The organism is Neisseria sicca VK64 (genome assembly GCF_000260655.1).
GTDB classification, from domain to species: domain Bacteria; phylum Pseudomonadota; class Gammaproteobacteria; order Burkholderiales; family Neisseriaceae; genus Neisseria; species Neisseria sicca_B.
Map to the genome: position 1 here is coordinate 1 of NZ_AJMT01000087.1, position 23218 is coordinate 23218.

Genomic DNA, 23218 nt, shown 5'->3' on the forward strand with positions numbered 1-23218 from the left:
GCCGTTGGAGACAAGAATTCCGTCAAACCATAACCAACTACACCGTCAGCCACAACGATGGCGCGCCCGAACAAAAACCTGACGAAATCGGCAAAACCGTCAAATTCAAAGTTCCGCTGCTGCTGAAGCTGGAAGGCAAACCCAACGTATTGGAGATGACCAATAAAGAAGGTACAGACAGCGTCCGCTATTACCGCTACAACGAGGAAGCCATGCCTGATCTGCTGAAAAAACTGGAAGCGCAATAATCCATCTTCCCAATACTGAAAGGTCGTCTGAAAACCTAATTTCAAGGTTTTCAGACGACCTCTTGTTTTCTGTTGTCCCTTTAAGGATTTATAGTTCTTTGTAACTACAAACAATCATCAATAATATTTACATTTCGAAATAAAAAGAGTAAGGTTGCCTTGCTTTTCGGGCTTTCCGTTGGCTTTTGAACCGTAAACAATCAAATTTGAGGAAGAAACATGAAAAAATTATGGATACTTGGCGCATTGGGCTTGAGTATGGCGGCGCAGGCGCATGATTTGTGGGTGTCGGCTCCGGTGCGTTTGGATTCGGGCAGTACGTTGAAAGCGGATTTGGGTTACAGCCATGATTTCCCGAATGTTGAAAAAATCGCCGACGACCGTGTGCACATTTTCAAACCGCTGCAATTGACGGACAAATCCGGAAAAACCGTTGATTTGACGAATAAAGGTGAAAATTACCAATATGTTTCCAAATCTCGTCTGAAAGACGGTTCGTATTGGGTCGGCGCGGTGTACAAACCGACGTTCTGGTCGCAAAACAGCGAAGGCTGGAAACAGAAAACCTTGAAAGACCTGCCCGGCGCGACTTATTGCGAACAGGCTCAGATGTTCGGCAAAGCGTTTTTGCAAGTGGGCAGCGCAAGCGTGGATGAAAGCGTGTTGACCCGTCCGGTCGGTCATGAGTTGGAACTGGTGCCGCTGAAAAATCCGAATGAAGTCAAGGTAGGCGGCCTGTTGCCGGTTAAAGTGCTTTATAAAGGCAAACCGTTGGCAAAAGCGACGGTAACGGCAAGCTCGGATACGCTGGCGGAAATGGACTTGGCGGCGACACATGACCACCGCGAGCCGCAAGGTTTCTCAGGGAAAACGGATAAAGACGGCGTCGTCAACGTGATTCCTTTGATTGAAGGTTTGTGGAAAATCAAAGCCGCCCATCAGGCGGATTATGCCGATAAAAGTGTTTGCCAACAAGACAATGCCTATGCAACACTGATTATGCCCGTCGGAACGAAACGCGCGGCTGAACGGCATGAACACCATCATCATCAACACTAATTGAGTGTGAAAGATCAAAAAGGTCGTCTGAAAAGGTTTTCAGACGACCTTTCTTTATATAGTGGATTAAATTTATAGTGGATTTACAAACCCAATGCCTCAGCATGAAACTCGATATGAGAGTCGATAAAGCTGGCGATGAAGAAATAATCGTGTCCGTAGCCGGGGCGGACTTTGTATTGCACATTAAAGCCGTTGGCGCGGGCAGCATTGACGAAGGCTTCGGGTTGCAATTCGTCGGGGAACAATGGATCTACACCGCCTTGGTCGATAAGTATCGGCAGCTTGCGGGAGGTCGTCTGAACGAGCGATGTGCTGTCATAAGCCTGCCAAGCCTCCGATTCCGCGCCCAGATAGGCGGCAAACGCCTGCTTCCCGCCCCGGCTGGCGGTCGGGTGGCACAAGGGTGCAAACGCGGAAACGGCGGCGTAGCGTCCCGGATTTTTCAGGGCGATGAAAAGCGCGCCGTGTCCGCCCATGCTGAAACCTGAGATGCTGCGTTCTTGGGTGGCGGGGAAATGCCGTTCCACCCACTCGGGCAGCTCGCGGCTGATATGGCTGTACATCTGATAATGCACCGCCCACGGCTGTTCGGTCGCGTCAATGTAAAATCCCGCGCCCTGTCCGATAAATTCGTTCGCGCTGTCGCTGATATGGCTGCCGCGCGGCGAGGTGTCGGGAAAAACGACGATGATGTTCCATTGCGCGGCAAAACGCTGGATGCCGGTTTGGCGTATCAGTTCCGAGCCGTCGCCGTGCAATCCCGACAAGAAATACAAGACCGGCGCGGGATAGCCTTTCAATACCTGCGGCGGCAGGTAGATGCCGAAAGTCATATCGGTTTGACAGGTTTCGGAAAAGCAGCGGTATTGCTCTTGATGACCGTTGAACATTTTGGCGCGGGAAAGCAGGTGTAATTCGTGTGCGGACATAGATAGTATGGCGTGAAAAAAGTGAAGGCATCATCTTAACAGAAAGATCGCGTTACGGGCTTTTAAAAACCTATCGAACGGTATGGTTTCAGACGACACCAATCTATACACAAACTCTGTGGATAAGTTTGTTGATAAGCTTTGGGTAATCGGAATTTTTGCTTTTGGAACAACCCAAGCCTTTCGGTGCTTAAAAAATAGTCAAATAAAATACAATAAAATCAATTGGTTATAAAAATAAAAAATTTTAAAGCCTTTTTGGGAAAAATTTATAAGCAAAACAAGCCAATGCGGGATTGTGTATAAAAAGTGATTGACACGCCCGATAAATGTCAAATGAGTTGACTGAACAAGCAAGGCAGCGGCGACCTCCCTATGGGGAAAAACTTCAATCCCCCTGCCTTTCGCGTTACAATACGCGCTTACTTTTTTACACAGAAAAACACACCATGAAAGCCAGCCAATTTTTCATTTCCACCCTGAAAGAAGCCCCTGCCGAAGCCGCGCTTGCCAGCCACAAGTTGATGATTCGCGCCGGTCTGATTAAAGCCAACGCATCCGGCCTTTATACTTGGATGCCGATGGGGCTGCGCGTGTTGCGTAAAGTCGAAAACGTCGTGCGCGAAGAAATGGCGCGCGCGGGCAGCGTGGAGTTGCTGATGCCGGTGGTGCAGCCTGCCGAGCTGTGGCAGGAATCCGGACGCTGGGAATTTTACGGTAAAGAACTGCTGCGTCTGAAAGACCGCCACGACCGCGATTTCTGCATGGGTCCGACCTGCGAGGAAGTCATCGCCGACATCGTGCGTAAAGAAATCAACAGCTACAAACAGCTGCCGAAAAACTTTTACCACATCCAAACCAAATTCCGCGACGAAGTGCGTCCGCGCTTCGGCGTCATGCGCGCGCGCGAGTTCGTCATGAAAGATGCTTATTCCTTCCATGCCGACTACTCCTCGCTTCAGACGACCTATGATGCCATGTACGACGCTTACTGCCGTATCTTCACCCGTCTGGGCTTGGAGTTCCGCCCCGTCGCCGCCGACACCGGCAGCATCGGCGGTACCGGTTCGCACGAGTTTCAAGTATTAGCGGAAAGCGGTGAAGATGTGATTGCATACAGCGACACTTCCGATTACGCCGCCAATATCGAACTGGCACCGACCTTGCCACTCAAAGGCGAACGCGCGGCCGCTCAGGCAGAGCTGGCCAAAGTACACACGCCGAACGTCAAAACCATTGATTCATTGGTTGATTTCCTCAGCATTCCGATTGAAAAAACGCTGAAATCCATCGTTGTCGAAGGCGAAAACGAAGGCGAAATCGTCTTATTGCTGTTGCGCGGCGACCATGAGTTCAACGACATCAAAGCCGAAAAACTCGCAGGCGTGAAATCGCCACTGACCATGGCAGACCCTGTCTCCATCCGTGCGCAGTTCGGCGCAAACGGCGGCTCGCTCGGTCCCGTCGGCTTCACAGGCAAAGTCTATGCCGATTTCGCCACCGAAAAAGGCGCAGACTGGGTTATCGGCGCGAATGAAGACGACTACCACTATACCGGCTTCAACTTCGGACGCGACGCCGCCGAGCCTGAGTTTGTCGATTTACGCAACGTTGTCGAAGGCGACGAAAGCCCCGACGGACAAGGCCGTCTGAAACTGGCGCGCGGCATCGAAGTCGGACACGTTTTCCAATTACGCGACAAATACACCCAAGCCATGAACGTAAGCTTCCTCGACAACAACGGCAAATCGCAAATCATGGAAATGGGCTGCTACGGCATCGGCATCACCCGCGTCGTTGCCGCCGCCATCGAGCAGAACAACGACGAAAAAGGCATCATCTGGACAAAAGCGATGGCGCCGTTTGAAGTCGTTATCGTACCGATGAACTACAAAAAATCAGACGCCGTACGCGAAGCCGCCGACAAAATCTACGCCGAATTGCTGGCCGCAGGCGCAGACGTCCTCCTCGACGACCGCGACGAACGTGCAGGCGTATTGCTGAACGACTCCGAGCTTCTGGGCATTCCGCACCGCATCGTCATCGGCGACCGCGCCTTGAAAGAAGGCAATGTCGAATACGCCGAACGCCGCGACAATCAGGCACAAACCGTGGGCTTGAATGAAATCGCCGACAAAGTATTGGCTGCATTGAAAGACTAATGACGGTTTAAAACGGATGCAGATGAAAGAAGGTCGTCTGAAAACTGGAAACAGGTTTCAGACGACCTTCTTTATTTTGAAATCAAAATCAGCAGTAAAAATCAGGAAAACACATGATTATTTAGTCAAGTATGTTTTTACCACCTCTGCTATTTTTATGAAAAAGATGGGCGGCGCTACTAATGAATCTGAAAATTCAAGCTGGACGGCAACTTTGGCTTCGCGTATGTTCAAAGTGTATTTAGATGTATAGCTGCAATGATTCGAGATATTTTATTATCGTAACTTTCACGGATACCAACAACCATGCCTTCCAGCCCTTTTCCTCTTTCAGTTTGTCCGGAAAATGTGAATGACCTTATCCGCAGTCTGAACATGTTTGCACCTGTCTTGCAGGTATTGCCCAGTACGGTGTTTTTTGTAAAAAACATGCGGGCGGAGTATGTCTATGCCAACGATACGCTGTTGCACCGCTTACAATTGTCAGATATGGCGGCTTTGATTGGGAAAACATCGGAAGACCTGTTTCAGTCGGAATGGGGACAACGTTATACACAGCAGGACAGGGAAGTTTTGAACGACGGCAAAATCATCAACAATAAGCTGGAGCTGCATACTTATGCTTCGGGAGAACTGGGCTGGTGTATCACGCATAAAATGCCGGTGCGCAATCCTTTGGGTGAAATTATTGCCATGCTTGGTGTGTCTGTGGATGTGGAAACCAATGACAGCAACCGCCCTGAGCTGAATAAAAAAGTCGCGCTGATTGAAAAATACATTGCCGGCCACTTCGACCAAAACATAAAAATGAAAGACTTGGAAGCCGTTTCACGTCTTTCCACCGCCCAAATCGAGCGTTATTTCAAAAAGATTTTCCACATCACACCTTCGCAATATATTCAAAAAATACGCATCGAAGCAGCCATGGCGATGTTGGAAACAGGCTTGTCGGTAACGGAAATTTCTGCCCGCTGCGGCTATTCAGATCACAGTGCATTTACGCGTCAGTTTAAGGCATTGGTAGGATTGGTACCATCTGAATTTAAGAAATCAAGATAACAGTAACCGTACGGAAATGCCTGTCTGAAAATAGTTTTCAGACAGGCATTTTTTGTTTTAAGTGTGTCTGAGTGTGCACATTTCCGCATAAAAAACGGGAAATTCATCAAGACGGCAGCAGCAGCGATTTTGTAAGGTTAACGGAAGTTTTTTAGCGATAGGATTTTGCTATGCCGCATACCGAATATACTTTTTCCGTGATTGACTCCCATACCGGCGGTGAGCCGACCCGTGTAGTGTATGACGGATTTCCCGAGCTTTCCGGCAACAGCCCGCAAGAGCAGTGCGCAGATTTTGCCAAACGTTTCGACCATTTGCGTCGTGCGCTGATTTTGGAGCCGCGTGGTTCGGAGGTTTTGGTAGGGGCGTTGTTGTGCAAGCCGAAATCCCCCGCCTCTAGCGCCGGTGTAATTTTCTTTAACAACAGCGGTTATTTGGGTATGTGCGGCCACGGCACCATCGGTTTGATTAAAACGCTGCAACACCTCAAACGCATTGATATCGGCACGCATACCATCGAAACGCCGGTGGGCGATGTGCGCTGTACGCTGCATGAAGACGGCTCGGTCAGCGTGCGCAACGTGCCGTCTTACCGCTACCGTAAAGATGTGTCGCTTGACGTTGAGGGCATTGGCAGCATCACCGGCGATATTGCTTGGGGCGGTAACTGGTTTTTCTTGGTGAATGACCACGGCTGCACCATCGCGCCCGACAATCTGGAGCAATTGACTGATATTTCATGGCGCATCCGCACCGCGCTGAATGCGCAGGGCATTACCGGCAAAGATGGGCAGGAAATAGACCACATCGAGCTGTTCGGGAAAACCGATAATGCAGACAGCCGCAGCTTTGTGCTCTGTCCCGGCAAAGCTTACGACCGCTCGCCTTGTGGCACGGGCACCAGCGCGAAGATGGCCTGTTTGGCTGCAGACGGCGTGTGGCCATCTGAAAAAGAGTGGGTGCAGGAAAGCATAATCGGCAGCCGCTTTGCTGCTTCTTATGAAACACTTTCAGACGACCTTCATTCGGAAGGTCTGATAATCCCCACCATCAAGGGAGAGGCACATATTCATGCGGCATCGGAAATTTTTGTAAACGCGGATGATCCGTTCCGCTACGGAATTGAAACATCATGAGCAGCCAAATTTTTTCTGCAGCCGTGGTTGGCGGCGGCATCGTCGGATTGAGCATCGCGCTGGAATTGCAGCGTTGCGGCGAAAGCGTACTGTTGTTAGAGCGGGACACTGTATGCGGAGGAGCATCTTATGGCAATGCCGGGCATATCGCCACCGAGCAGGTGTTTCCGATTGCATCGCCGGACGTGCTCAAGCAACTGCCGAAAATGCTGCTCGACCCGCTTGGACCGTTGCGGCTGGACTGGAAATACCTGCCTAAAATCACGCCGTGGCTGTTCAGCCTGCTGTACAACCTTACGCCCAAACGCTTCCAGCACAGCCACCGCGCCCTGATGGCACTAAACAGTCTTGCTTTGGCTGCATGGAGGAAGTTTGCACAAGAATGGAGAGTGGAACAACATATCCGTATCGACGGTTCGCTGTTGGTGTGCGAAACCGAAAACGGGCAATCAGCGTTACAGAAACACGGCAGGGTGTTGAATGAATTAGGTGTGGTCAACGAATGGCTTGACTATGCCGGTCTGCATGAACGCGAACCTGCGCTGGCCGATACGCAACGCGGTGCGCTGTTTTACCCTCATACCGGTCATGTGGTCGATTTGGCAGGTATGGCGGCTGATTTACAGCACGCTTTCATACAGGCGGGAGGTACGATCAGTGAACATACCGACGTTTCCGATATCCAATTATTTTCAGACGACCTGTTCCGCATCATAGGCGGTAGTAAGGCGTTTGAAGCCAAACATGTGGTGATTGCTGCCGGTGCGTTTTCTAAACCATGGTTGAAAAAACTGTGCGGCAGCGACGTACCGCTTGATACGGAACGCGGTTACCACCTGATGTTGCCGCAAAGCCTAAATATTTTGAACGTGCCGGTGAGCAGCTTTGAGCGCAAATTCATCATGACGCCCATGAACGCAGGCTTGCGCCTGGCCGGTACAGTGGAGTTTGCCGGGCTGGATGCACCGCCGAATATAGAACGGGCTCAGCAGCTCTTTCACTTGGCAGAATCTATGCTCAAAGGTCGTCTGAACCGGCAAGGTGCCGTGCCGTGGATGGGGTTCCGACCGTCGATTGCTGATTCTCTGCCGGTAATCGACCGAAAAGAAAACATTTTGCTGGCATTCGGGCATCAGCATTTAGGCTTAACCCAAGCACCGCTCACCGCAAAACTGGTGAAAGCCCTGTATTTTGGAGAACAGCCTGCAATAGATTTAAGCCCTTACCGTTTTAGCCGTTTCTGAAGCGAACAAACCGAATCACGATTCATTTCAAGAGGAGAAACATATGAATATCGAAGGTATTTTAGTTCCCATCGTTACCCCGTTTACCGCCGACAATCAAGTGGATACCACGCTGCTGGCCGAATTGGTGGACGCGTTTATTGCTAAAGGCGTGCGCGGCATCGTAGCCTGCGGCACCACGGGTGAGTATTACGCTTTGTCGGAAGCCGAGCGCGAAACCGTATTGACCACCATCGTGAAGGCCGCTGCCGGCCGTTGTACGCTGATTGCCGGTGTCAGCGATATGTCGAGCGAAGTGGCTGCACAACGCGCCGCCCGAGCTAAAGAATTAGGCTACGACGGGCTGATGTTGTCGGCGCCGCCATACAGCCTGCCGTCGCAGCAAGGCATTATCGAGCACTTTGAATATGTGGCGTCTAAAACCGACTTGCCGATTATTCTCTACAACTTTCCCGCGCGCATCGGCGTAGAACTCGAATTTGAAACTGTGGCGCATTTGGCGAAGCATCCCAACATCGTCGGTATCAAAGAAAGCACTGGCAATTTCTCTAACGCGCTGCGTATGATCCAGGCGAAATTCGACAATTTCCAAGTCGTGTGCGGCTGCGACGACCAACCTTTGGATTTCTTCTTCTGGGGCGTGAAAAGCTGGATTGCAGGTGCGGCCAATGTGTTCCCGGGTGAGCAGGTTGCCCTGTTTAACGCCGCCCAAGCCCAAGATTGGGATAAAGCCCGCCAGATTCTTACCGACCTTTATCCCGCCCTGCATTCGATGGAGTCGGGCGACTACAACCAAAAAGCTAAAATCGGCTGCTTAAACGGTACCAAACCCGCCGGCAAAGTGCGCCTGCCGCTGCACAATCTGACCATGCAGGATGCTGCTGAATTTACGGCTTTGTTGAAATAAAGGAGCTACCACATGAGAACCATTGAACAAATCTTCGAGGCCGCCAAAACAGGCAGCCTGTGGGCGGGAAATTTGATTCCGAACCACGCCGATTCGGGCAGAAAGCTGGAAAACCGCACGCCCATCGACAATTCACTCATCGGTTACATCGCCGACGGCAGTGAACAGGATATAGATGCCGCCGTGCGTGCCGCGCGTTCTGCGTTTTCAGACGACCTTTGGGCAGGCAAAAGCCCATCTGAAAAACGTGCCGTACTGCTGCGTTGGGCGCAGTTGATTGAAGAACACGCCGAAGAGCTCGCTGCGTTGGACTGTATCGACGCTGGCAAGCCCATCAGCGAGTGTATCAACACCGATATGCCCGCCACCATCGAAACCTTTTATTTCTATGCCGAATATGTGGATAAAGCCTTCGGTCGCGTTGCGCCAACCGGCAACGACGCACTGGGTTTGATTGTGTATGATCCGGTCGGCGTGGTCGGCGTAGTGTTGCCGTGGAACTTCCCCGCGCAGATGTTTGCATGGAAAGTGGCACCTGCTTTGGCGGCGGGCAATTCGGTGATTGTAAAACCTGCCGAACTGACTTCGCTGAGCGCCTACCGCATGGTGCAACTGGCGCATGAAGCGGGCGTGCCTGAAGCAGCGCTGACGCTGGTTTGCGGCTTGGGGGAAACGGTCGGCAAGGCTTTGGGTGTGCATCAAGATGTGGACATGGTGGCCTTTACCGGCTCGACCGAAGTCGGACGCTATTTCTTGGAATATTCGGCGCAAAGCAATTTGAAAGAAATCGTCTTGGAATGCGGCGGCAAAAGTCCGCAAATCGTGTTTGCCGATGCGGACATAGACAAAGCGGTACCGTCGATTTTAGCCGCCGCGTTCTGGAATATGGGCGAAAACTGCAGCTGCGGTTCGCGCCTAATTGTGGAAGCAAGTATCAAAGATGCCCTGCTGGCCAAACTTTCAGACGACCTCAAGCAAGGCTGGAAAGTCGGCGATCCACGCCTGCCTGAAACCAACCTCGGTCCGATGGTGGAAGAAGCTCATTTTGATAAGGTGTGCCGTTATTTCGATACCGCGCTGAAAGAGGGCGGCAAACTGATCACCGGCGGTCAAACCGGCGAAGGCTGGTATTTCGATCCGGCGATTATCGACGGTGTAACTGCGGATATGACGGTGTTTAAGGAAGAAATATTCGGCCCGGTGCTGGCGGTAACCACATTCAGCAGCGAAGAAGAAGCCGTCCGTTTGGCAAACCAATCGGATTACGGTCTGGCCGCTTCGTTCTACACATCCAATGTAAGCCGCGCCCACCGTGTTGCTCGCAAAATTCAGGCAGGTACGGTATCGGTAAACGGTTTTTCAGAAGGCAGTATTGCCACACCGTTTGGCGGTTATAAACAATCCGGTTTCGGCGGTCGCGACAAAGGTGTGGAAGCGTTTGAGCAATACACGCAGGCAAAAACCATTTGGTTTATGGAATAACACAAAATAAAGCTCAGGTCGTCTGAAACCGACAGGCTTGTAACCAACACAAACCTTTTTCCAGACGACCTCTAATAACTACACAAAACCGCAAAGGAGAAGAGATGGAAAAGATCGTCAGTACACTGGTGGATTATATCTGGGGCAACGGCTTGGTTTATCTGGCTTTAGCCGTCGGTTTATATTTCACTATTATTACTAGAGGAGTGCAGTTCCGCTATTTGCCTGAAATGATCCGCCTACTGAATGAAAAGCAGGAGTCCGGTGCGGGTATTTCTTCGTTTCAGGCATTCTGCATGTCGCTGTCGGGACGCATTGGTGTCGGCAACATCGCCGGCGTAGCGACCGCTATTGCCGCAGGCGGTCCGGGCTCTGTATTTTGGATGATTGTGATGGCTCTGTTGGGTGGTGCCAGCGCGTTTGTAGAATCCACTTTGGCGCAGATTTATAAAACCAAAGTCGGTACGGAATACCGCGGCGGCTCTCCTTATTACATCGAGCGCGGCTTAAAGATGAAAGCCTTTGCAGTGCTGGTAGCCGTAGTGATTTTCCTGAGCTACGGCGTGTTAGTGCCGGGCATTCAGGCCAATACCATTGCTACATCGTTTGAGAACGCCTTCGCACTGCCTGCATGGAGCACCGGTGCTGCAGTTTCCATGATATTGGCGTTTCTGATTTTCGGCGGCACCAAACGCATCGCCCGTGCTGCTGACCGCATTATCCCCCTAATGGCGTTAGGTTATGTAGGCTTGATGCTGATTGTGTTGATAAACCACGCATCTAAAATCCCCGAAACCTTAAGCCTGATCATCGGTAGCGCATTCGGTACGGACGCGGTATTCGGCGGAATTGTCGGTAGCGCGATTTCCTGGGGGGTGCGTCGCGCCGTGTTCTCAAACGTAGCCGGTGCAGGCGAAGCAACGTTCAGCTCGGCTGCCGCTGAAGTAAGCCATCCTGTGAAACAAGGTTTGGTGCAAGGCTTTTCGGTGTATATCGATACCGTGATTGTCTGCACCTCCACCGCTATCATGATTCTGATTACCGGTATGTATAACGTACATCCGGTCGGCATGAAAACGCCGCTTGTGGAAAATATTCCCGGCGTGGAAGCCGGCTCTGCTTACACGCAGGCTGCATTGGGTACTGTGTTCGGTAATTTCGGCGGCGCATTTGTGGCGGTAGGCATCTTCTTCTTTGCCTTTACCTGCCTGCTGGCTTATTACTACATCGCCGAAACTGCGCTGCTCTATCTCGACCAAAAGCTGAAATACCCGATACTCAGTATGATTCTGCGGTTGGTGTTTTTAGCGGTGGTGTTTACCGGCAGCGTACAGTCCGCCAGCCTGATGTGGGGCTTGGGTGATATAGGCTTCGGCAGCATGTGTTATCTCAACCTGATTGCTATCGTATTTCTCAGTAAACCCGCCTTACGTGCGCTGCATGATTACGACCGCCAGAAAAAAGCCGGCCTTGATCCGGCGTTCGACCCGCGTGTAGCCGGGATTGAGAATGCCGAATTCTGGATAGAACATATGCAACAACATGATAGGCGCTAAGTTTGCTCCGTTACGATAGATGAGCAAAGTAGTTGGAGGATCTAGGTTTTAAGTGCAACATCTGATTTAATTGAGCAAACCCGTTTAATAAGTACCTCATTTGGTGCCGAATAACACAACAGTTATGTAGGTGTGTTGTTCGGCACTACTGTATATGGTGTACCAGGACATGTCTAAATTTGCCTGAAATCCTTCCCTTTCAAAAAATACTGTCAAAGCGGCTCATTAGTATTTTCATTCGATTCCTGATCCCACTAATGTGCACTAGACTTCCTGCTTGGAAAATCTTTGCACTTCAAATCCAAATGTGTGAACTCTGCGTTCAGTCGGACAACTGCCGTTTCAAAAACCAATCGCCGAACGGCCAGTCCACGCTGTCGAGCAGGTTTTTGGTAATCAGCCCCAGCTCGGTATCGCCTTCAATTTGCAGTTTGCGGTTGAAAAACAAAGTATCGGGGTCTTCCTCGCGCATCATCATGCGCATAAAGTCGATGCCGTTGGCGGCAAGGCGCAAATCGGGCGTGCCGAAGAAGTCCGCATCGATAAATTTTTCGGCATTGGCAGTGAAACGCACCTTGATGCCTGCGTCCAATACGTCGATTTCGAATTTTTTGCCGTCAAACAGGCTCATGTCGGCGGGCAGCAATCCGCGTTTGAGCATGGTGTTGAGGGCAAAAACCAAAGCGAAACGCGGCGGCCTGCCCGGTAATTTACCGCCGATTTTTCCCGCCCATGCGGGCAATACGATTTCAGGCAACGCCATAATATTCCTCCTTCACGGCTTCGATACCCGGTTGGCCGTGCCAATAGCCGTCCACCAGCGTGCCGGTGGTCAGTCGTTCCAATTCGGGCAGCGCATCCGCCAATGCGGCTTTGCCGTCCAATACGTCGCGGTGGATACGGACGATTTCCGTCATACCGTGCATTTGCGGCGACAGGCGCAGCATGTTCACACCGATTTGCCGCAAATCCTCATGGTGCGGCAGCAGGTTTTGGCAGCCGTAAGACATGGTTTGGATGCCGTTGATGGTTAAAAACGGCTTGCCCTCGCGGGTATTCATGTCCATGCCTTGTTCGTAATCCAAGCAGCGGAATTCACAGCCGTCTTTGTTCAGGTTGTAATGCCGCGCGGTAAAGCAGCGTGAAGAGTACGCCAAAGGCATTTTGCCCCAAGCAAACAATTCCGTTTCAATGTCGTCTGAAGCCTTGATGATTTCGGCAACTTTATCACGGCTCAACTCGGACGGCGCAATCCAGCGATATGCGCCCAGTTTTTGGAACAGCGCCAGCGTGCTTTCGTTGTAAATGTTCAGGCTGGCGCCGGCGACAAAGGGAATGCCGTGCTCGCGCGCCAGCTTGACCGCGCCCATGTCGTTAGCTTCGACTTTGAATTTGTCCTGCCCCATGATTTTGCGCAGGCGTTTCAAATCGGATTCGCTTTCCAGCAGCACCTGCGACGACAGAATAATTTCCTTGCCGCTTTCCGCCAAATCTTCCGCCAGGCTGACCCAGTCGGCAAAACGCATTTTCTGGCGGCGCGAACACACCACTTCACCCAAATAAATGGTATCCACCGGCGCATCCAGCATGGCGGCGTAAAATTCCAGCAGCGCTTCCTTCTGCCAGAAAAACAAAACCGGCCCCAACGATAGTTTCATCGGATTCATTTTCCCTCCCCTTATTTCCACGGACGGCTGTATGCGCCCAAGGTCGTCTGATGCCCTTCCGAAACCTTGCTCAAAGCATTGTTCCATAGCGGATTGACTTTGAAATGTGCCGGATTGGCAGCGGCCGCATCCAAAGCCTGCCGCAGCGATTTGGTTACCTGCGCCGTGTACATCGGGCTGCGCTGGCGGCCTTCGATTTTGATGGCGGATACACCGATTTTGATGAGTTCAGGCAACATTTCCAAAACATTCAGGCTGGTCGGCTCTTCCAGCGCGTAATAGGTTTCGTCGTTCACCTCGAAACGGCCTTTGCACAAGGTCGGATAGCCTGCCGGTTCGTCCGGTTTGTATTGGTCGATTAACACTTGGTTCAGCCGCACATTCATACGGTCTGGCAGCTGCTCCCAGCGCACCGCCTTCGCCGGCGAACACACGCCTTGCATATTCGGCGATTCGCCCGTCGCATAACTCGATAAAATGCAGCGCCCTTCCACCATGACGCACAAACTGCCGAAACCGAACACTTCGATTTCCACATCCGTATTGTCAATCACATGCTTGACCTGATCCACGGTCAAAACGCGTGGCAGCACGGCACGGCGGATGCCAAACAGCTCCTTCATCATATTGATGGCTTCATAATTGGTCGCCGACCCCTGCACCGACATGTGCAGCCTCAAATTAGGATGACGCTCGGCGGCGTAAGCCATAATCGCAGGGTCGGCGACGATTATCGCGTCCGCACCCAGTTGCACTGCCGTATCGACAGCCCGATGCCACCGCTCGATTTGCCCCGCCTGGGCAAAAGTATTGATGGCCATCAATACATTGCGGCCGCGCGCATGGGCGTAAGCCACTCCTTCCTGCGCCGATTTCATATCGAAATTCAGCCCCGGGAAATTGCGCGCATTCGTCGCATCTTTCAGCCCCATGTACACCGTGTCCGCGCCATTGTCCACCGCCGTCTTCAAAGCGGGCAGATTACCGGCGGGACAAACCAACTCAGGGATTTTCGGCATTTTGCGTTCCTCGACTCTTGTAGTTTGTTATTCAAAAATCAATATCTAGTATGATTTCGGGTATTTTAGAGATTTGGACACAAGATATTATGATTTAAATCAACTGTGAAATCAGGTTTGGATAACGTATGTTTTAGTTAACATAATTTAACCATATTAAATATCAAGTTAATCAGCGGGTTATCTTTTCCAATTTGATAATATGAGATTAGTTATTATCTATTAAATTTATAGATTTTTACAATAAAAGGTCGTCTGAAACAGGTTTCAGACGACCTTTTATGTACTCAACGCGAATAATCGCACCTAGGGCTAAAATTATTCATTTGCAGCCCCAAACTGCCTATCTCCTCCACTCACTCCAACAGTCCATAATGGTACGCGGATGATTTTGAACCAGTTGTTTATAAAAAATAGCGAATCCGTCGGCTTTGGGATAAAAATGATAAGCAACTTGGCTTCCATCCGCTCTAAACTCCAGCCGCCAAACATGAGTACCGAAAAGGGCCATCATCGTCCTACTCAAATAAATCAAATCTTGAAGAGGATGACGTGCTTTGATTTCACTGCCTTCACAAATGAAAATCTCGTTTTTGCCAAAATAAATCCGTTCGTTATCCAATAAATTACCGAGACTGATGCAGATGAGCGGTTCGTTTTCCCAAATGATTTCAGGCGCTGGCCGTACTCTGCGGGCAATCAGGATGAAAATGAAGCATCCGACTAAAAATATAAAAATGTATGCCATAGCTGATAAACTGGATAAATGATGATGAAACGCGGATAATCATATGGCAAATTTGCGTATTGGGAAACTCATTATCAATATCTTAATATTGTCTTGAGTAATCAGCCTTGCCGACAAATTTCTTTTAATGAGCCAAATAAATAAAAATAAGAATTGATTGTATTTGTATTTTGAACTAAGATAGCCCATATTTCACACCTCGTCTGAAACGACCATGCGCTACCATTTCCCGATTTCCGTCGATATGTACGACTTTTTGACCACAGGCCGATTTGATTATCTGGAGATCGGACAGACGGCGGAGATGATCCTGCAAATGTTCCCTGCACCCGAATGCGTGCCCAAAGGGCTTTTGGTAAAAAAGGGGTGGAACATTTGGCTCTACGGCGATATCGAATTGCATTTTTCAGACGACCGCCTGACTCAAATCCGGGCGGACTTCCAACCCGGTACCTCGCTGAACGGCGGGCGTTGGTTAAGCTTAAATCCTTGGTTTTTCAGGCACGCGGACAAGCTTGATTTGTATTCCGCCATTGCCAAACTTGTGCAACACCATATCGACTTCATCAAAATCGATACGCCTTCCGCCCTGATTTTGCGTTTGCAAAGCGGCGTAGAGCTGATGTTTGAAAAGTGCAATGGGCAGCGTCTGTTCGCCTTTTGCAAACAAAAAACCACCCTGCCCCAATGGGCGCATGAAACGGCGTAGGTTCAAGCCATCGGGCAAATCTGCAAAGTCTGTTTGCTTTCCCTGATCAAAGGTTGTCTGAAAACCAAATACCGTTTCAGACGACCTTCCCCTATCGTTTTCCGCTAAAATACCTGTCTCTTTTTCCTTCCCGACCGTCTTCAATGTCCCAGCGCAAAATCATCCATATCGACATGGACGCGTTCTACGCATCGGTAGAACTGCGCGAGCAGCCGCATTTGAAAGGGTTGCCCGTGGTCGTCGCGTGGGAGGGCGCGCGTTCAGTGATTTGCGCCGCATCGTATGAGGCTCGGCAGTTCGGGCTGCATTCCGCGATGTCGGTGGCGACGGCGAAAAGGCTGTGTCCGCAAGCGGTGTATGTGCCGCCGCATTTTGATTTGTACCGTCAGGTTTCCGCGCAGATTCATGCCGTATTCAGGCGCTATACTGATTTAATCGAACCCCTGTCGCTGGACGAAGCCTATCTTGACGTGACCCATAATTTCAAAAACATCCCATACGCCAGCGAAGTTGCCAAAGAAATCCGCGCCGCCATTTTTGCGGAAACCGGTCTGACTGCCTCCGCAGGCATCGCGCCGAACAAATTTCTGGCGAAAATCGCATCGGACTGGCGCAAGCCGAACGGGCAATTCGTCCTGCCGCCGCACAAAGTCATGGCTTTTTTGGAAACCCTGCCCTTGGGCAAAATCCCCGGCGTGGGCAAAGTCACGCTGAAAAAAATGCAGTCGCTGGGCATGCAGACGGCGGGCGATTTGCGCCGTTTCGAGCGCGGCGAACTGTTAAACCATTTCGGACGCTACGGCTACCGCCTCTATGATTTGGCGCGCGGTACGGACGAACGCCCCGTCAAAGCCGAACGCGAACGCCTCCAAATCTCCACCGAAATCACCCTGCCCGAAGACCTGTCGCTCGAACAGGCGGCAGGACATCTGCCCCATCTTGCCGAAGACCTGTGGCGGCAAATCGCACGCAAAAACGTCGAAGCCAAAGGCGTAACCCTCAAGCTGAAAACCCACGATTTCCGCATCATCACCCGCTCCCTGACCTACTCTTCCGTCCTGCCCGACACCGACGCCCTGCTTTGCGCCGCGCAAACCCTGATGCAGCGCGTGCCGCCCCAGCGCGAAGACGCCTTCCGCCTGATCGGCATAGGCGTGAACCACCTCGTACCGAAAGACCAGCAGCAATCGCTTTGGTTATAAAGAAATAGAAAAGCATTCTTTCCCCTTCGCGCAAGACCGCCCGACAATAATGTTCCGTACAAACTTTCAGACGACCCCTTTTGCCGCAAGAGGGGTCGTCTGAAAACAAAAACCAAGGAACAAGCCAACCATGTCCCTCTTCCGCCCCCAGCTTTGGCGCATCCCGACGACAGGCGAAGCCGAACGGCGCCGGCTGCCCGAGTTGACCGCCACGCTCGAAACCCGCCTCAAACACATCGCCCGCCGCTATCCGCAAGCCGTCTTCGCCTCCAGCCTTGCCGTCGAAGACATGATCATTACCGACGCCATCTGCCGCCTGAAACTCCCCCTGCGCATCATCACCCTCGACACAGGCAAGCTCAATCCCGAAACCGCCGCCCTGATTACCGCCGTCAATGTCCGTTATCAAACCGAGCTGGAAGTTTTCCACCCCGATCCCGAAAGCGCACGGCAGTTTGAGCAGGAATTCGGCGCAACCGCCATGTACGACAGCGTCGAGCTGCGCCGCCGTTGCTGCCACATCCGCAAAATCGAGCCGCTCAACCGCGCCCTGAAAAACGCCCCCGCCTGGCTGACCGGACAACGCCGCAGCCAATCGGCAACCCGCAGCGAATTGGATTTCGAAGAAACCGACCACAGCCGCAACATCGCCAAGTTCAATCCCATTTTCGACTGGGAAGAAAACGACGTCTGGGCATACGCGCAAGCCTACGACGTCCCGCTCAATGCCTTGTATTTCCAAGGCTACCCGAGCATAGGCTGCGAACCCTGCACCCGCCCCGTCAAAGCAGACGAAGACATCCGCGCCGGACGCTGGTGGTGGGAAAGCAAAGACAGCAAAGAATGCGGCCTGCACAAATAATCCTTGTCAGGCAAGGCAAAAAGGTCGTCTGAAACCCAAATTCAGGTTTTCAGACGACCTTTTTCACGAGTCGGCTTTCCTTAAATTTTTAAGGGGTGAAAAATAGGCATTTTCTATTTCAAATTATTATCAATTTTCAAAACGACAATATCGTTTTTTAAAAAATGAATTCGCCTTAACTTCATAGCCTTAACAGAATTAACCCAAGAAGGCTTGACCTAATGATTTAATATGGCTATGGTTAAATAAAAAATAACAATAATCTACATACGCACCGCAATGCTTTTCCCCTCCTCCTCACAGAAAGGATATTGCAATGCCCTGCTTGACCCGTACGTTGCCTCGTCTGACTGTTTTCCTGCTGTCCACCTTCGCAGCATTCTCCGCCGCCGCACATGGAAACCACACCCATTGGGGCTACACCGGACACGACTCCCCCGAAAGCTGGGGCAATCTGTCTGAAGAGTTCCGTTTGTGTTCCACAGGCAAAAACCAATCCCCCGTCAACATCACCGAAACCGTCTCCGGCAAACTGCCTGCCATCAAAGTCAATTACAAGCCGAGCACGGTTAACGTGGAAAACAACGGCCACACCATTCAAGTCAACTACCCGGAAGGCGGCAATACCCTCAGCGTGAACGGCCGCACCTACACCCTGAAACAATTCCATTTCCATGTACCCAGTGAAAACCAAATCAAAGGCCGCACCTTCCCGATGGAAGCCCACTTCGTCCACTTGGACGAAAACCGCCAGCCTTTAGTATTGGCAGTATTGTACGAACCTGGCAAAACCAACGACCGCCTCGCGCCTATATGGAACGTGATGCCGATGAAAGAAGGAAAGGTAAACCTCGACAAAGCTTTCGACGCCGGCACCCTGCTGCCGAAACGGCTGAATTACTACCGCTTTGCCGGTTCGCTGACCACGCCGCCGTGCAGCGAAGGCGTATCGTGGCTGGTATTGAAAACCTACGACCACATCGATCAGGCGCAGGCAGAAAAATTCACCCGCGCCATCGGTTCGCACAACAGCCGCCCCGTCCAGCCGCTTAACGCGCGCGTTGTCATCGAATAAACGGTAAAGCCGTAAATGAAAAGGTCGTCTGAAAACCAAATTTAGGTTTCAGACGACCTTTTTACATGATGGTCTAAGGTTTCAGAACACCGAATCCACCGCATATCCGAAGGAAGAATCGCAATGCAGCATCAATCATCAGGATGAAACCTTGCTGCTTCGCGTTCTTTCATAGCAGTTTCCTTATCCTTCAATTTTGCCCCCAAACCCAAGCGTTTTTCATATTCCGATTGCGGCGTGCCGTCCTCCTGCATACCAAATGCGCTGGCATTCACCCAAAGCGCAAGGACGGCAACTACGAAAGCAAAAAATCCTACGATATACCAAAACATTTCTTTTCCTATCATGGGTCAACAAACGGGAAGAAGACAGATTTCCCGTTTGACCGGCAGCTTGCTGCGGTTTGTGAAGGCAAAAATGTATCACAAATCCGGTCCGGTATAAATTGCCGATTTACCCCGCCATACTTCGTGTAAACCTTATCTCAATCGGCATTGCACACTAATGCTTTTACCAATCAGACGGTTATACAAACAAAAGCCGGTCTTTCCGCTCAAAGGTCGTCTGAAAACCCATATCTGCATTTCAGACGACCTAACGTCGGCATCCGAAAGCCTAACGGAACAAATCCAATGCCTTGACGAACACCATCACCACGCCGTAAGCCAGCGGGACGCCGACCAACGTCCAACGCCACCAAACCGAAAAACCGCCTGCCGCAACTTTTTCCTGCAGCAAGTAGGCATCGGAAACGGCGGTTTCGTCATCGGGATTGCCGCTGTGCGCCGCTGTTTTAATGTCGGTTTCGTGGTGTTTTTCATGAACCGATCTGACGGCAAGGTTGCACAGCAATCCGACAATCAACAATCCCGCCATGATATACATGGTAACGCCGTATGCCTGCGCGGCGGGAACACCGCTGTCGATTTGGCTTTGGCGGATGTAGTTCACCAAGACCGGACCGATTACGGCAGCGGTTGACCACGCCAGCAAAATACGTCCGTGAATCGCGCCGACCTGATAAGTACCGAACAAGTCTTTCAAATAAGCCGGAATCGCGGCAAAACCGCCGCCATACATGGAAATGATGACGCAAAATCCAATAATAAACAAAGCCTTGTTTCCACTCTCGCCAATGGACGGAACGGCAAAATACAGCAGCGAACCGAGTACGAAAAAGATGGTGTAGGTATTTTTACGTCCGAGTTTGTCGGAAACGCTGGACCATAAAAACCGCCCACCCATATTGAACAGGCTCAAAAGGCTGACGAAACCTGCCGCCGCCCCCGCGCCGATTGCCGCTTGTTTGCCGACCGACGCCTCTGAAAACAGCTCCTGAATCATGACCGAAGCCTGCCCCAAAACGCCGATACCGGCAGTCACGTTCAGGCATAACACCCAAAACAACAGCCAAAATTGCGGCGTTTTCATCGCTTGGGAAACATTGACATGATTGCTGCTGACCAGCTTGTTTTTCACTTTCGGCGCGACATAGCCTTCAGGTTTCCAACCCTCCGCCGGCACGCGGATGGTGAATGCACCGAACATCATCAATACAAGGTAAAACAGCCCCAAAACGACAAAAGTCGGTGCAACGCCGACCGACACGTCGTCTGAAAACGCATTCATCAATGATACGGACAACGGCGAAGCAAGCATCGCACCGCCGCCGAACCCCATAATCGCCAAACCCGTCGCCATGCCCGGTTTGTCGGGAAACCACTTCATCAAAGTGGACACAGGCCCGATATAGCCCAGCCCCAAGCCGATGCCACCGATCACGCCGTTGCCCAAATACAGGAGAAACAGATTATGCGTACTGACGCCGAGTGCCGACACAAAAAAGCCCAAGCTGAAACAGCACGCCGCGACAAACATCGCCTTGCGCGGGCCGACACGCTCCATCCAAGTGCCGAACAAAGCAGCAGACGCGCCCAACATAGCCAGCGCGATACTGAAAATCCAGCCCACAGTCGTCAGCTTCCAATCCCCGGCAGCCGATTCGGTAATACCGATAAGCTTGGTCAGCGGCGCGTTAAACACGGAATACGCATAAATCTGCCCGATGGCAAGATGCACCGCCAAAGCGGCAGGCGGCACTAGCCAACGGTTGAAACCCGGCTTGGCAATCGTCGCCTCACGGTCTAAAAATTTCATAAAAGCCTCTTGATGTCGAATGAAAAACAGCGTTCTCCGCGAGGAAAACGCCTTAAATTGTTGACAATATTGTACCACGCTTCCGCATGGGCTTTACTCCGCTTAACATGAGTTTTTTGAGTAAGAAAGAGAAAAATCATTCATAAATGACGATATTTGAAGATGGTTTGATGATATCCGTATCTCAGATAAAAGGTCGTCTGAAAATTGGTTTTCAGACGACCTAAAGAGTTTGAAAATGTATTCAAGCCTTATTACTTCTCAATATATTTTTCTATATCTCTACATTGTTCTTGCGTGCAGGAAACTGAAAAAAGCACTTTTCCACTTGTGGTACTTTGTGCAGAAAAGATGCTCTTTTCGTAATGAAATTTTATTTTATCCAATGAAATCAGCCCCTTTCCATTTTCTTTTCCGCAAAGCAGTTTATATTGCAGATTGGTTTTGCTTATATCGATATTTCCGCACACTTTTGTAGTATTGTTTTTAGATATGGATATTTTTAACCATTCATATTGCGAGTCGTAATAATAGTTTGAAATATAAGGCAAACTAGATGATGACACTGCTAGAGATATAACATAGTTAAAAAAGGTTTCCATAACTTACTCACTGTTTGTTTTTTTAATTTCAAGTAGAGGGCGATTTTGGAGTATAGCCTTATATTCCCTCTTCCCATGAAATAGAAAATTTAGAAATTTTTACCCCTTTTAAATCAAATGAAAAGACAATAGAAACGCCACCTTCGGTTTTTATTTCACACTCATGTTCCCACTCGTCTCTAGATACAAACTGCCATCCAATATCAGCAAAAAACAAATATTTTATCAATTTCTCAATAGTTAATTTTCTATTAATTTTATATTGCTTTGCAATGGTAACGCCTTTAAAACAAGGGTCTATTGACAATGAATAAACGATATCATCCGTAACCCCAACCTCCAATCCTTTCCAAAAAATGGAAAAACCACCTTCTACGTTACCTTCGTCGTATAACCATTTAGTCAGCTTTTTAAACCGTTTATGCTTGTGAAAGTCACTATACGACATACCAACAAATAAATCTTTAAATCTGCCCGTTTTTAAGAAAGATGTTATATCCATCATTATGACCTTATGACCTCATTGCGGTCTATAACTTGAAATATCAATTCCTCATGTACTACCGACCCTTTACCGTTTACCAAATTTTATTGCTGGATTTCAAATATCGGTTGTCGTCAAAAGTGTTGATCCATTGCGGTCTGAGTGCGATGAAAATGGCGGTAGTGATGCCGCTGAGAAAGGCTTCCGCCCAGGCGATCAGGATGAAAATAGGAAAGGCAGTGGTCCAAAGTACGGAGGTTGGGAAGGCATGGCTGATATCCAAAACGCTGACCAGTACCAATCCGGTCAGCATCATGCCTACGGCGGACGCAATGAAGCCGTTGACAAAAATGAAGATAAAAATATTAGCGGGAAGACGGTTGACCAAGCGACAAGAGAGCTGATTGACGATAAGCGGCGGTAAGAGCAAGGCGAGGGCGTTGACGGGATAGGCGTATCCGTCGCCACCGTTGAACAATAAAAGATAAGGAAGAAGCAAAGCCGAACCCAGCCATAATGCAGCGGGTGCGCCAATCATTAAGGCAACCAAATTCATGGCAAGCAGGTGGTAGCTCATTTGCGCGAGCTGCCCTTCGTCAGTCATTGCATTCAGGCACCATGCGGTCGTCAGTATCAGGGCCGAGAGGATGAAGGCGGAATGGTGTTTCTGCATGGATCGCCATGCCGGACGCGCGTAAGCGAGAAGCAGAGTAGACAACAGCAGCCAAGCAGCGATTAAAATCGAACTGGAAAACCATGCGGCTTGAAAATTCATACGAAACCAGACCGAGGGTAAATATTCAGACGACCTGCATTATACCCCGCAGACGAAATTCACTGCGGACTTGTTTTGTTTAGTGCTGAAACACGCTAAAATAACGACCTTTGCCGTTTATTTCAAGGGAAAC

The 23218-nt window shown here is 50.4% G+C and carries 23 protein-coding genes and 1 pseudogene; 14 read left to right on the forward strand and 10 right to left on the reverse strand.

Annotation, left to right across the window (positions count from 1 at the left end):
* A pseudogene (locus HMPREF1051_RS05110) lies at positions 1 to 248 on the forward strand (hypothetical protein); the annotation flags it as partial.
* A gap of 219 nt (positions 249 to 467) precedes the next feature.
* Positions 468 to 1307: a DUF4198 domain-containing protein gene (locus HMPREF1051_RS05115; RefSeq protein ID WP_003765408.1), complete on the forward strand. Its 840-nt coding sequence runs from the start codon at positions 468 to 470 to the stop codon at positions 1305 to 1307.
* A gap of 83 nt (positions 1308 to 1390) precedes the next feature.
* Here the strand turns inward: HMPREF1051_RS05115 and fghA are convergent, their stop codons facing one another.
* Entirely contained in the window at positions 1391 to 2239 is an 849-nt protein-coding gene (fghA, locus tag HMPREF1051_RS05120) for an S-formylglutathione hydrolase (protein ID WP_003765421.1), read from the reverse strand.
* Between the two features lie 449 nt (positions 2240 to 2688).
* Here fghA and HMPREF1051_RS05125 point away from each other — a divergent pair, with 449 nt between their 5' ends.
* From HMPREF1051_RS05125 to HMPREF1051_RS05160, 8 genes are all read left to right on the forward strand, one after another.
* Positions 2689 to 4401: a proline--tRNA ligase gene (locus HMPREF1051_RS05125; protein ID WP_003765395.1), complete on the forward strand. Its 1713-nt coding sequence runs from the start codon at positions 2689 to 2691 to the stop codon at positions 4399 to 4401.
* Positions 4402 to 4417: 16 nt separating this feature from the next.
* Positions 4418 to 4654 (forward strand): hypothetical protein, encoded by a 237-nt coding sequence (locus HMPREF1051_RS05130; RefSeq protein WP_141765237.1) that lies wholly within the window; start codon positions 4418 to 4420, stop codon positions 4652 to 4654.
* Between the two features lie 122 nt (positions 4655 to 4776).
* On the forward strand, positions 4777 to 5460 hold the full coding sequence (locus tag HMPREF1051_RS05135; RefSeq protein ID WP_003756412.1) for an AraC family transcriptional regulator: 684 nt from the start codon (positions 4777 to 4779) through the stop codon (positions 5458 to 5460).
* Positions 5461 to 5630: 170 nt separating this feature from the next.
* Positions 5631 to 6596 (forward strand): proline racemase family protein, encoded by a 966-nt coding sequence (locus HMPREF1051_RS05140; RefSeq protein ID WP_003756414.1) that lies wholly within the window; start codon positions 5631 to 5633, stop codon positions 6594 to 6596.
* Positions 6593 to 7840, forward strand: a complete 1248-nt coding sequence (locus tag HMPREF1051_RS05145; RefSeq protein ID WP_003765437.1) for an NAD(P)/FAD-dependent oxidoreductase — start codon at positions 6593 to 6595, stop codon at positions 7838 to 7840. Before HMPREF1051_RS05140 ends, HMPREF1051_RS05145 begins: the two co-directional genes overlap by 4 nt.
* Positions 7841 to 7883: 43 nt before the next feature.
* On the forward strand, positions 7884 to 8747 hold the full coding sequence (gene dapA, locus HMPREF1051_RS05150) for a 4-hydroxy-tetrahydrodipicolinate synthase (RefSeq protein ID WP_003765431.1): 864 nt from the start codon (positions 7884 to 7886) through the stop codon (positions 8745 to 8747).
* Positions 8748 to 8759: 12 nt separating this feature from the next.
* Entirely contained in the window at positions 8760 to 10229 is a 1470-nt protein-coding gene (locus HMPREF1051_RS05155) for an aldehyde dehydrogenase (protein ID WP_003765429.1), read from the forward strand.
* A 104-nt stretch (positions 10230 to 10333) separates the two neighbouring features.
* On the forward strand, positions 10334 to 11785 hold the full coding sequence (locus HMPREF1051_RS05160) for an alanine/glycine:cation symporter family protein (protein WP_003765435.1): 1452 nt from the start codon (positions 10334 to 10336) through the stop codon (positions 11783 to 11785).
* Positions 11786 to 12107: 322 nt separating this feature from the next.
* On the opposite strand, the gene ubiT is transcribed toward HMPREF1051_RS05160, so the two are convergent.
* The 4 genes from ubiT to HMPREF1051_RS13135 form a co-directional block, all read right to left on the reverse strand.
* Complete coding sequence (ubiT, locus tag HMPREF1051_RS05165; RefSeq protein ID WP_003765348.1) at positions 12108 to 12548, reverse strand: ubiquinone anaerobic biosynthesis accessory factor UbiT; 441 nt, start codon at positions 12546 to 12548, stop codon at positions 12108 to 12110.
* Positions 12535 to 13452 (reverse strand): U32 family peptidase, encoded by a 918-nt coding sequence (locus HMPREF1051_RS05170; RefSeq protein WP_036492002.1) that lies wholly within the window; start codon positions 13450 to 13452, stop codon positions 12535 to 12537. Before HMPREF1051_RS05170 ends, ubiT begins: the two co-directional genes overlap by 14 nt.
* Before the next feature lie 11 nt (positions 13453 to 13463).
* A complete protein-coding gene (ubiU, locus tag HMPREF1051_RS05175; RefSeq protein ID WP_003765351.1) occupies positions 13464 to 14471 on the reverse strand; it encodes a ubiquinone anaerobic biosynthesis protein UbiU in 1008 nt (335 codons plus the stop codon).
* Positions 14472 to 14814: 343 nt separating this feature from the next.
* On the reverse strand, positions 14815 to 15219 hold the full coding sequence (locus HMPREF1051_RS13135) for a hypothetical protein (protein WP_003778993.1): 405 nt from the start codon (positions 15217 to 15219) through the stop codon (positions 14815 to 14817).
* A gap of 214 nt (positions 15220 to 15433) precedes the next feature.
* Here HMPREF1051_RS13135 and HMPREF1051_RS05185 point away from each other — a divergent pair, with 214 nt between their 5' ends.
* The 4 genes from HMPREF1051_RS05185 (at position 15434) to cah (ending at position 19067) form a co-directional block, all read left to right on the forward strand.
* Complete coding sequence (locus tag HMPREF1051_RS05185; RefSeq protein ID WP_003756439.1) at positions 15434 to 15928, forward strand: hypothetical protein; 495 nt, start codon at positions 15434 to 15436, stop codon at positions 15926 to 15928.
* A gap of 143 nt (positions 15929 to 16071) precedes the next feature.
* The gene (gene dinB / locus HMPREF1051_RS05190; RefSeq protein WP_003761139.1) at positions 16072 to 17130 is read left to right on the forward strand and encodes a DNA polymerase IV; all 1059 of its coding nucleotides are present in this window, start codon (positions 16072 to 16074) and stop codon (positions 17128 to 17130) included.
* Between the two features lie 130 nt (positions 17131 to 17260).
* Positions 17261 to 17992, forward strand: a complete 732-nt coding sequence (locus HMPREF1051_RS05195; protein ID WP_003765388.1) for a phosphoadenylyl-sulfate reductase — start codon at positions 17261 to 17263, stop codon at positions 17990 to 17992.
* 316 nt (positions 17993 to 18308) lie between these two features.
* Entirely contained in the window at positions 18309 to 19067 is a 759-nt protein-coding gene (cah, locus tag HMPREF1051_RS05200; RefSeq protein WP_003765414.1) for a carbonic anhydrase, read from the forward strand.
* A gap of 131 nt (positions 19068 to 19198) precedes the next feature.
* Here the strand turns inward: cah and HMPREF1051_RS05205 are convergent, their stop codons facing one another.
* The 5 genes from HMPREF1051_RS05205 to HMPREF1051_RS05220 form a co-directional block, all read right to left on the reverse strand.
* Positions 19199 to 19399, reverse strand: coding sequence for a hypothetical protein (locus HMPREF1051_RS05205; protein WP_003765401.1), 201 nt, complete (start codon positions 19397 to 19399; stop codon positions 19199 to 19201).
* Between the two features lie 283 nt (positions 19400 to 19682).
* Positions 19683 to 21224, reverse strand: coding sequence for an OFA family MFS transporter (locus tag HMPREF1051_RS05210; RefSeq protein WP_003765386.1), 1542 nt, complete (start codon positions 21222 to 21224; stop codon positions 19683 to 19685).
* A 254-nt stretch (positions 21225 to 21478) separates the two neighbouring features.
* The gene (locus HMPREF1051_RS13145; protein WP_003779004.1) at positions 21479 to 21826 is read right to left on the reverse strand and encodes a hypothetical protein; all 348 of its coding nucleotides are present in this window, start codon (positions 21824 to 21826) and stop codon (positions 21479 to 21481) included.
* A 58-nt stretch (positions 21827 to 21884) separates the two neighbouring features.
* On the reverse strand, positions 21885 to 22328 hold the full coding sequence (locus tag HMPREF1051_RS05215; protein ID WP_003765428.1) for a hypothetical protein: 444 nt from the start codon (positions 22326 to 22328) through the stop codon (positions 21885 to 21887).
* 76 nt (positions 22329 to 22404) lie between these two features.
* Entirely contained in the window at positions 22405 to 23085 is a 681-nt protein-coding gene (locus HMPREF1051_RS05220; RefSeq protein WP_003765363.1) for an energy-coupling factor ABC transporter permease, read from the reverse strand.
* Between the last annotated feature and the right edge of the window lie 133 nt (positions 23086 to 23218).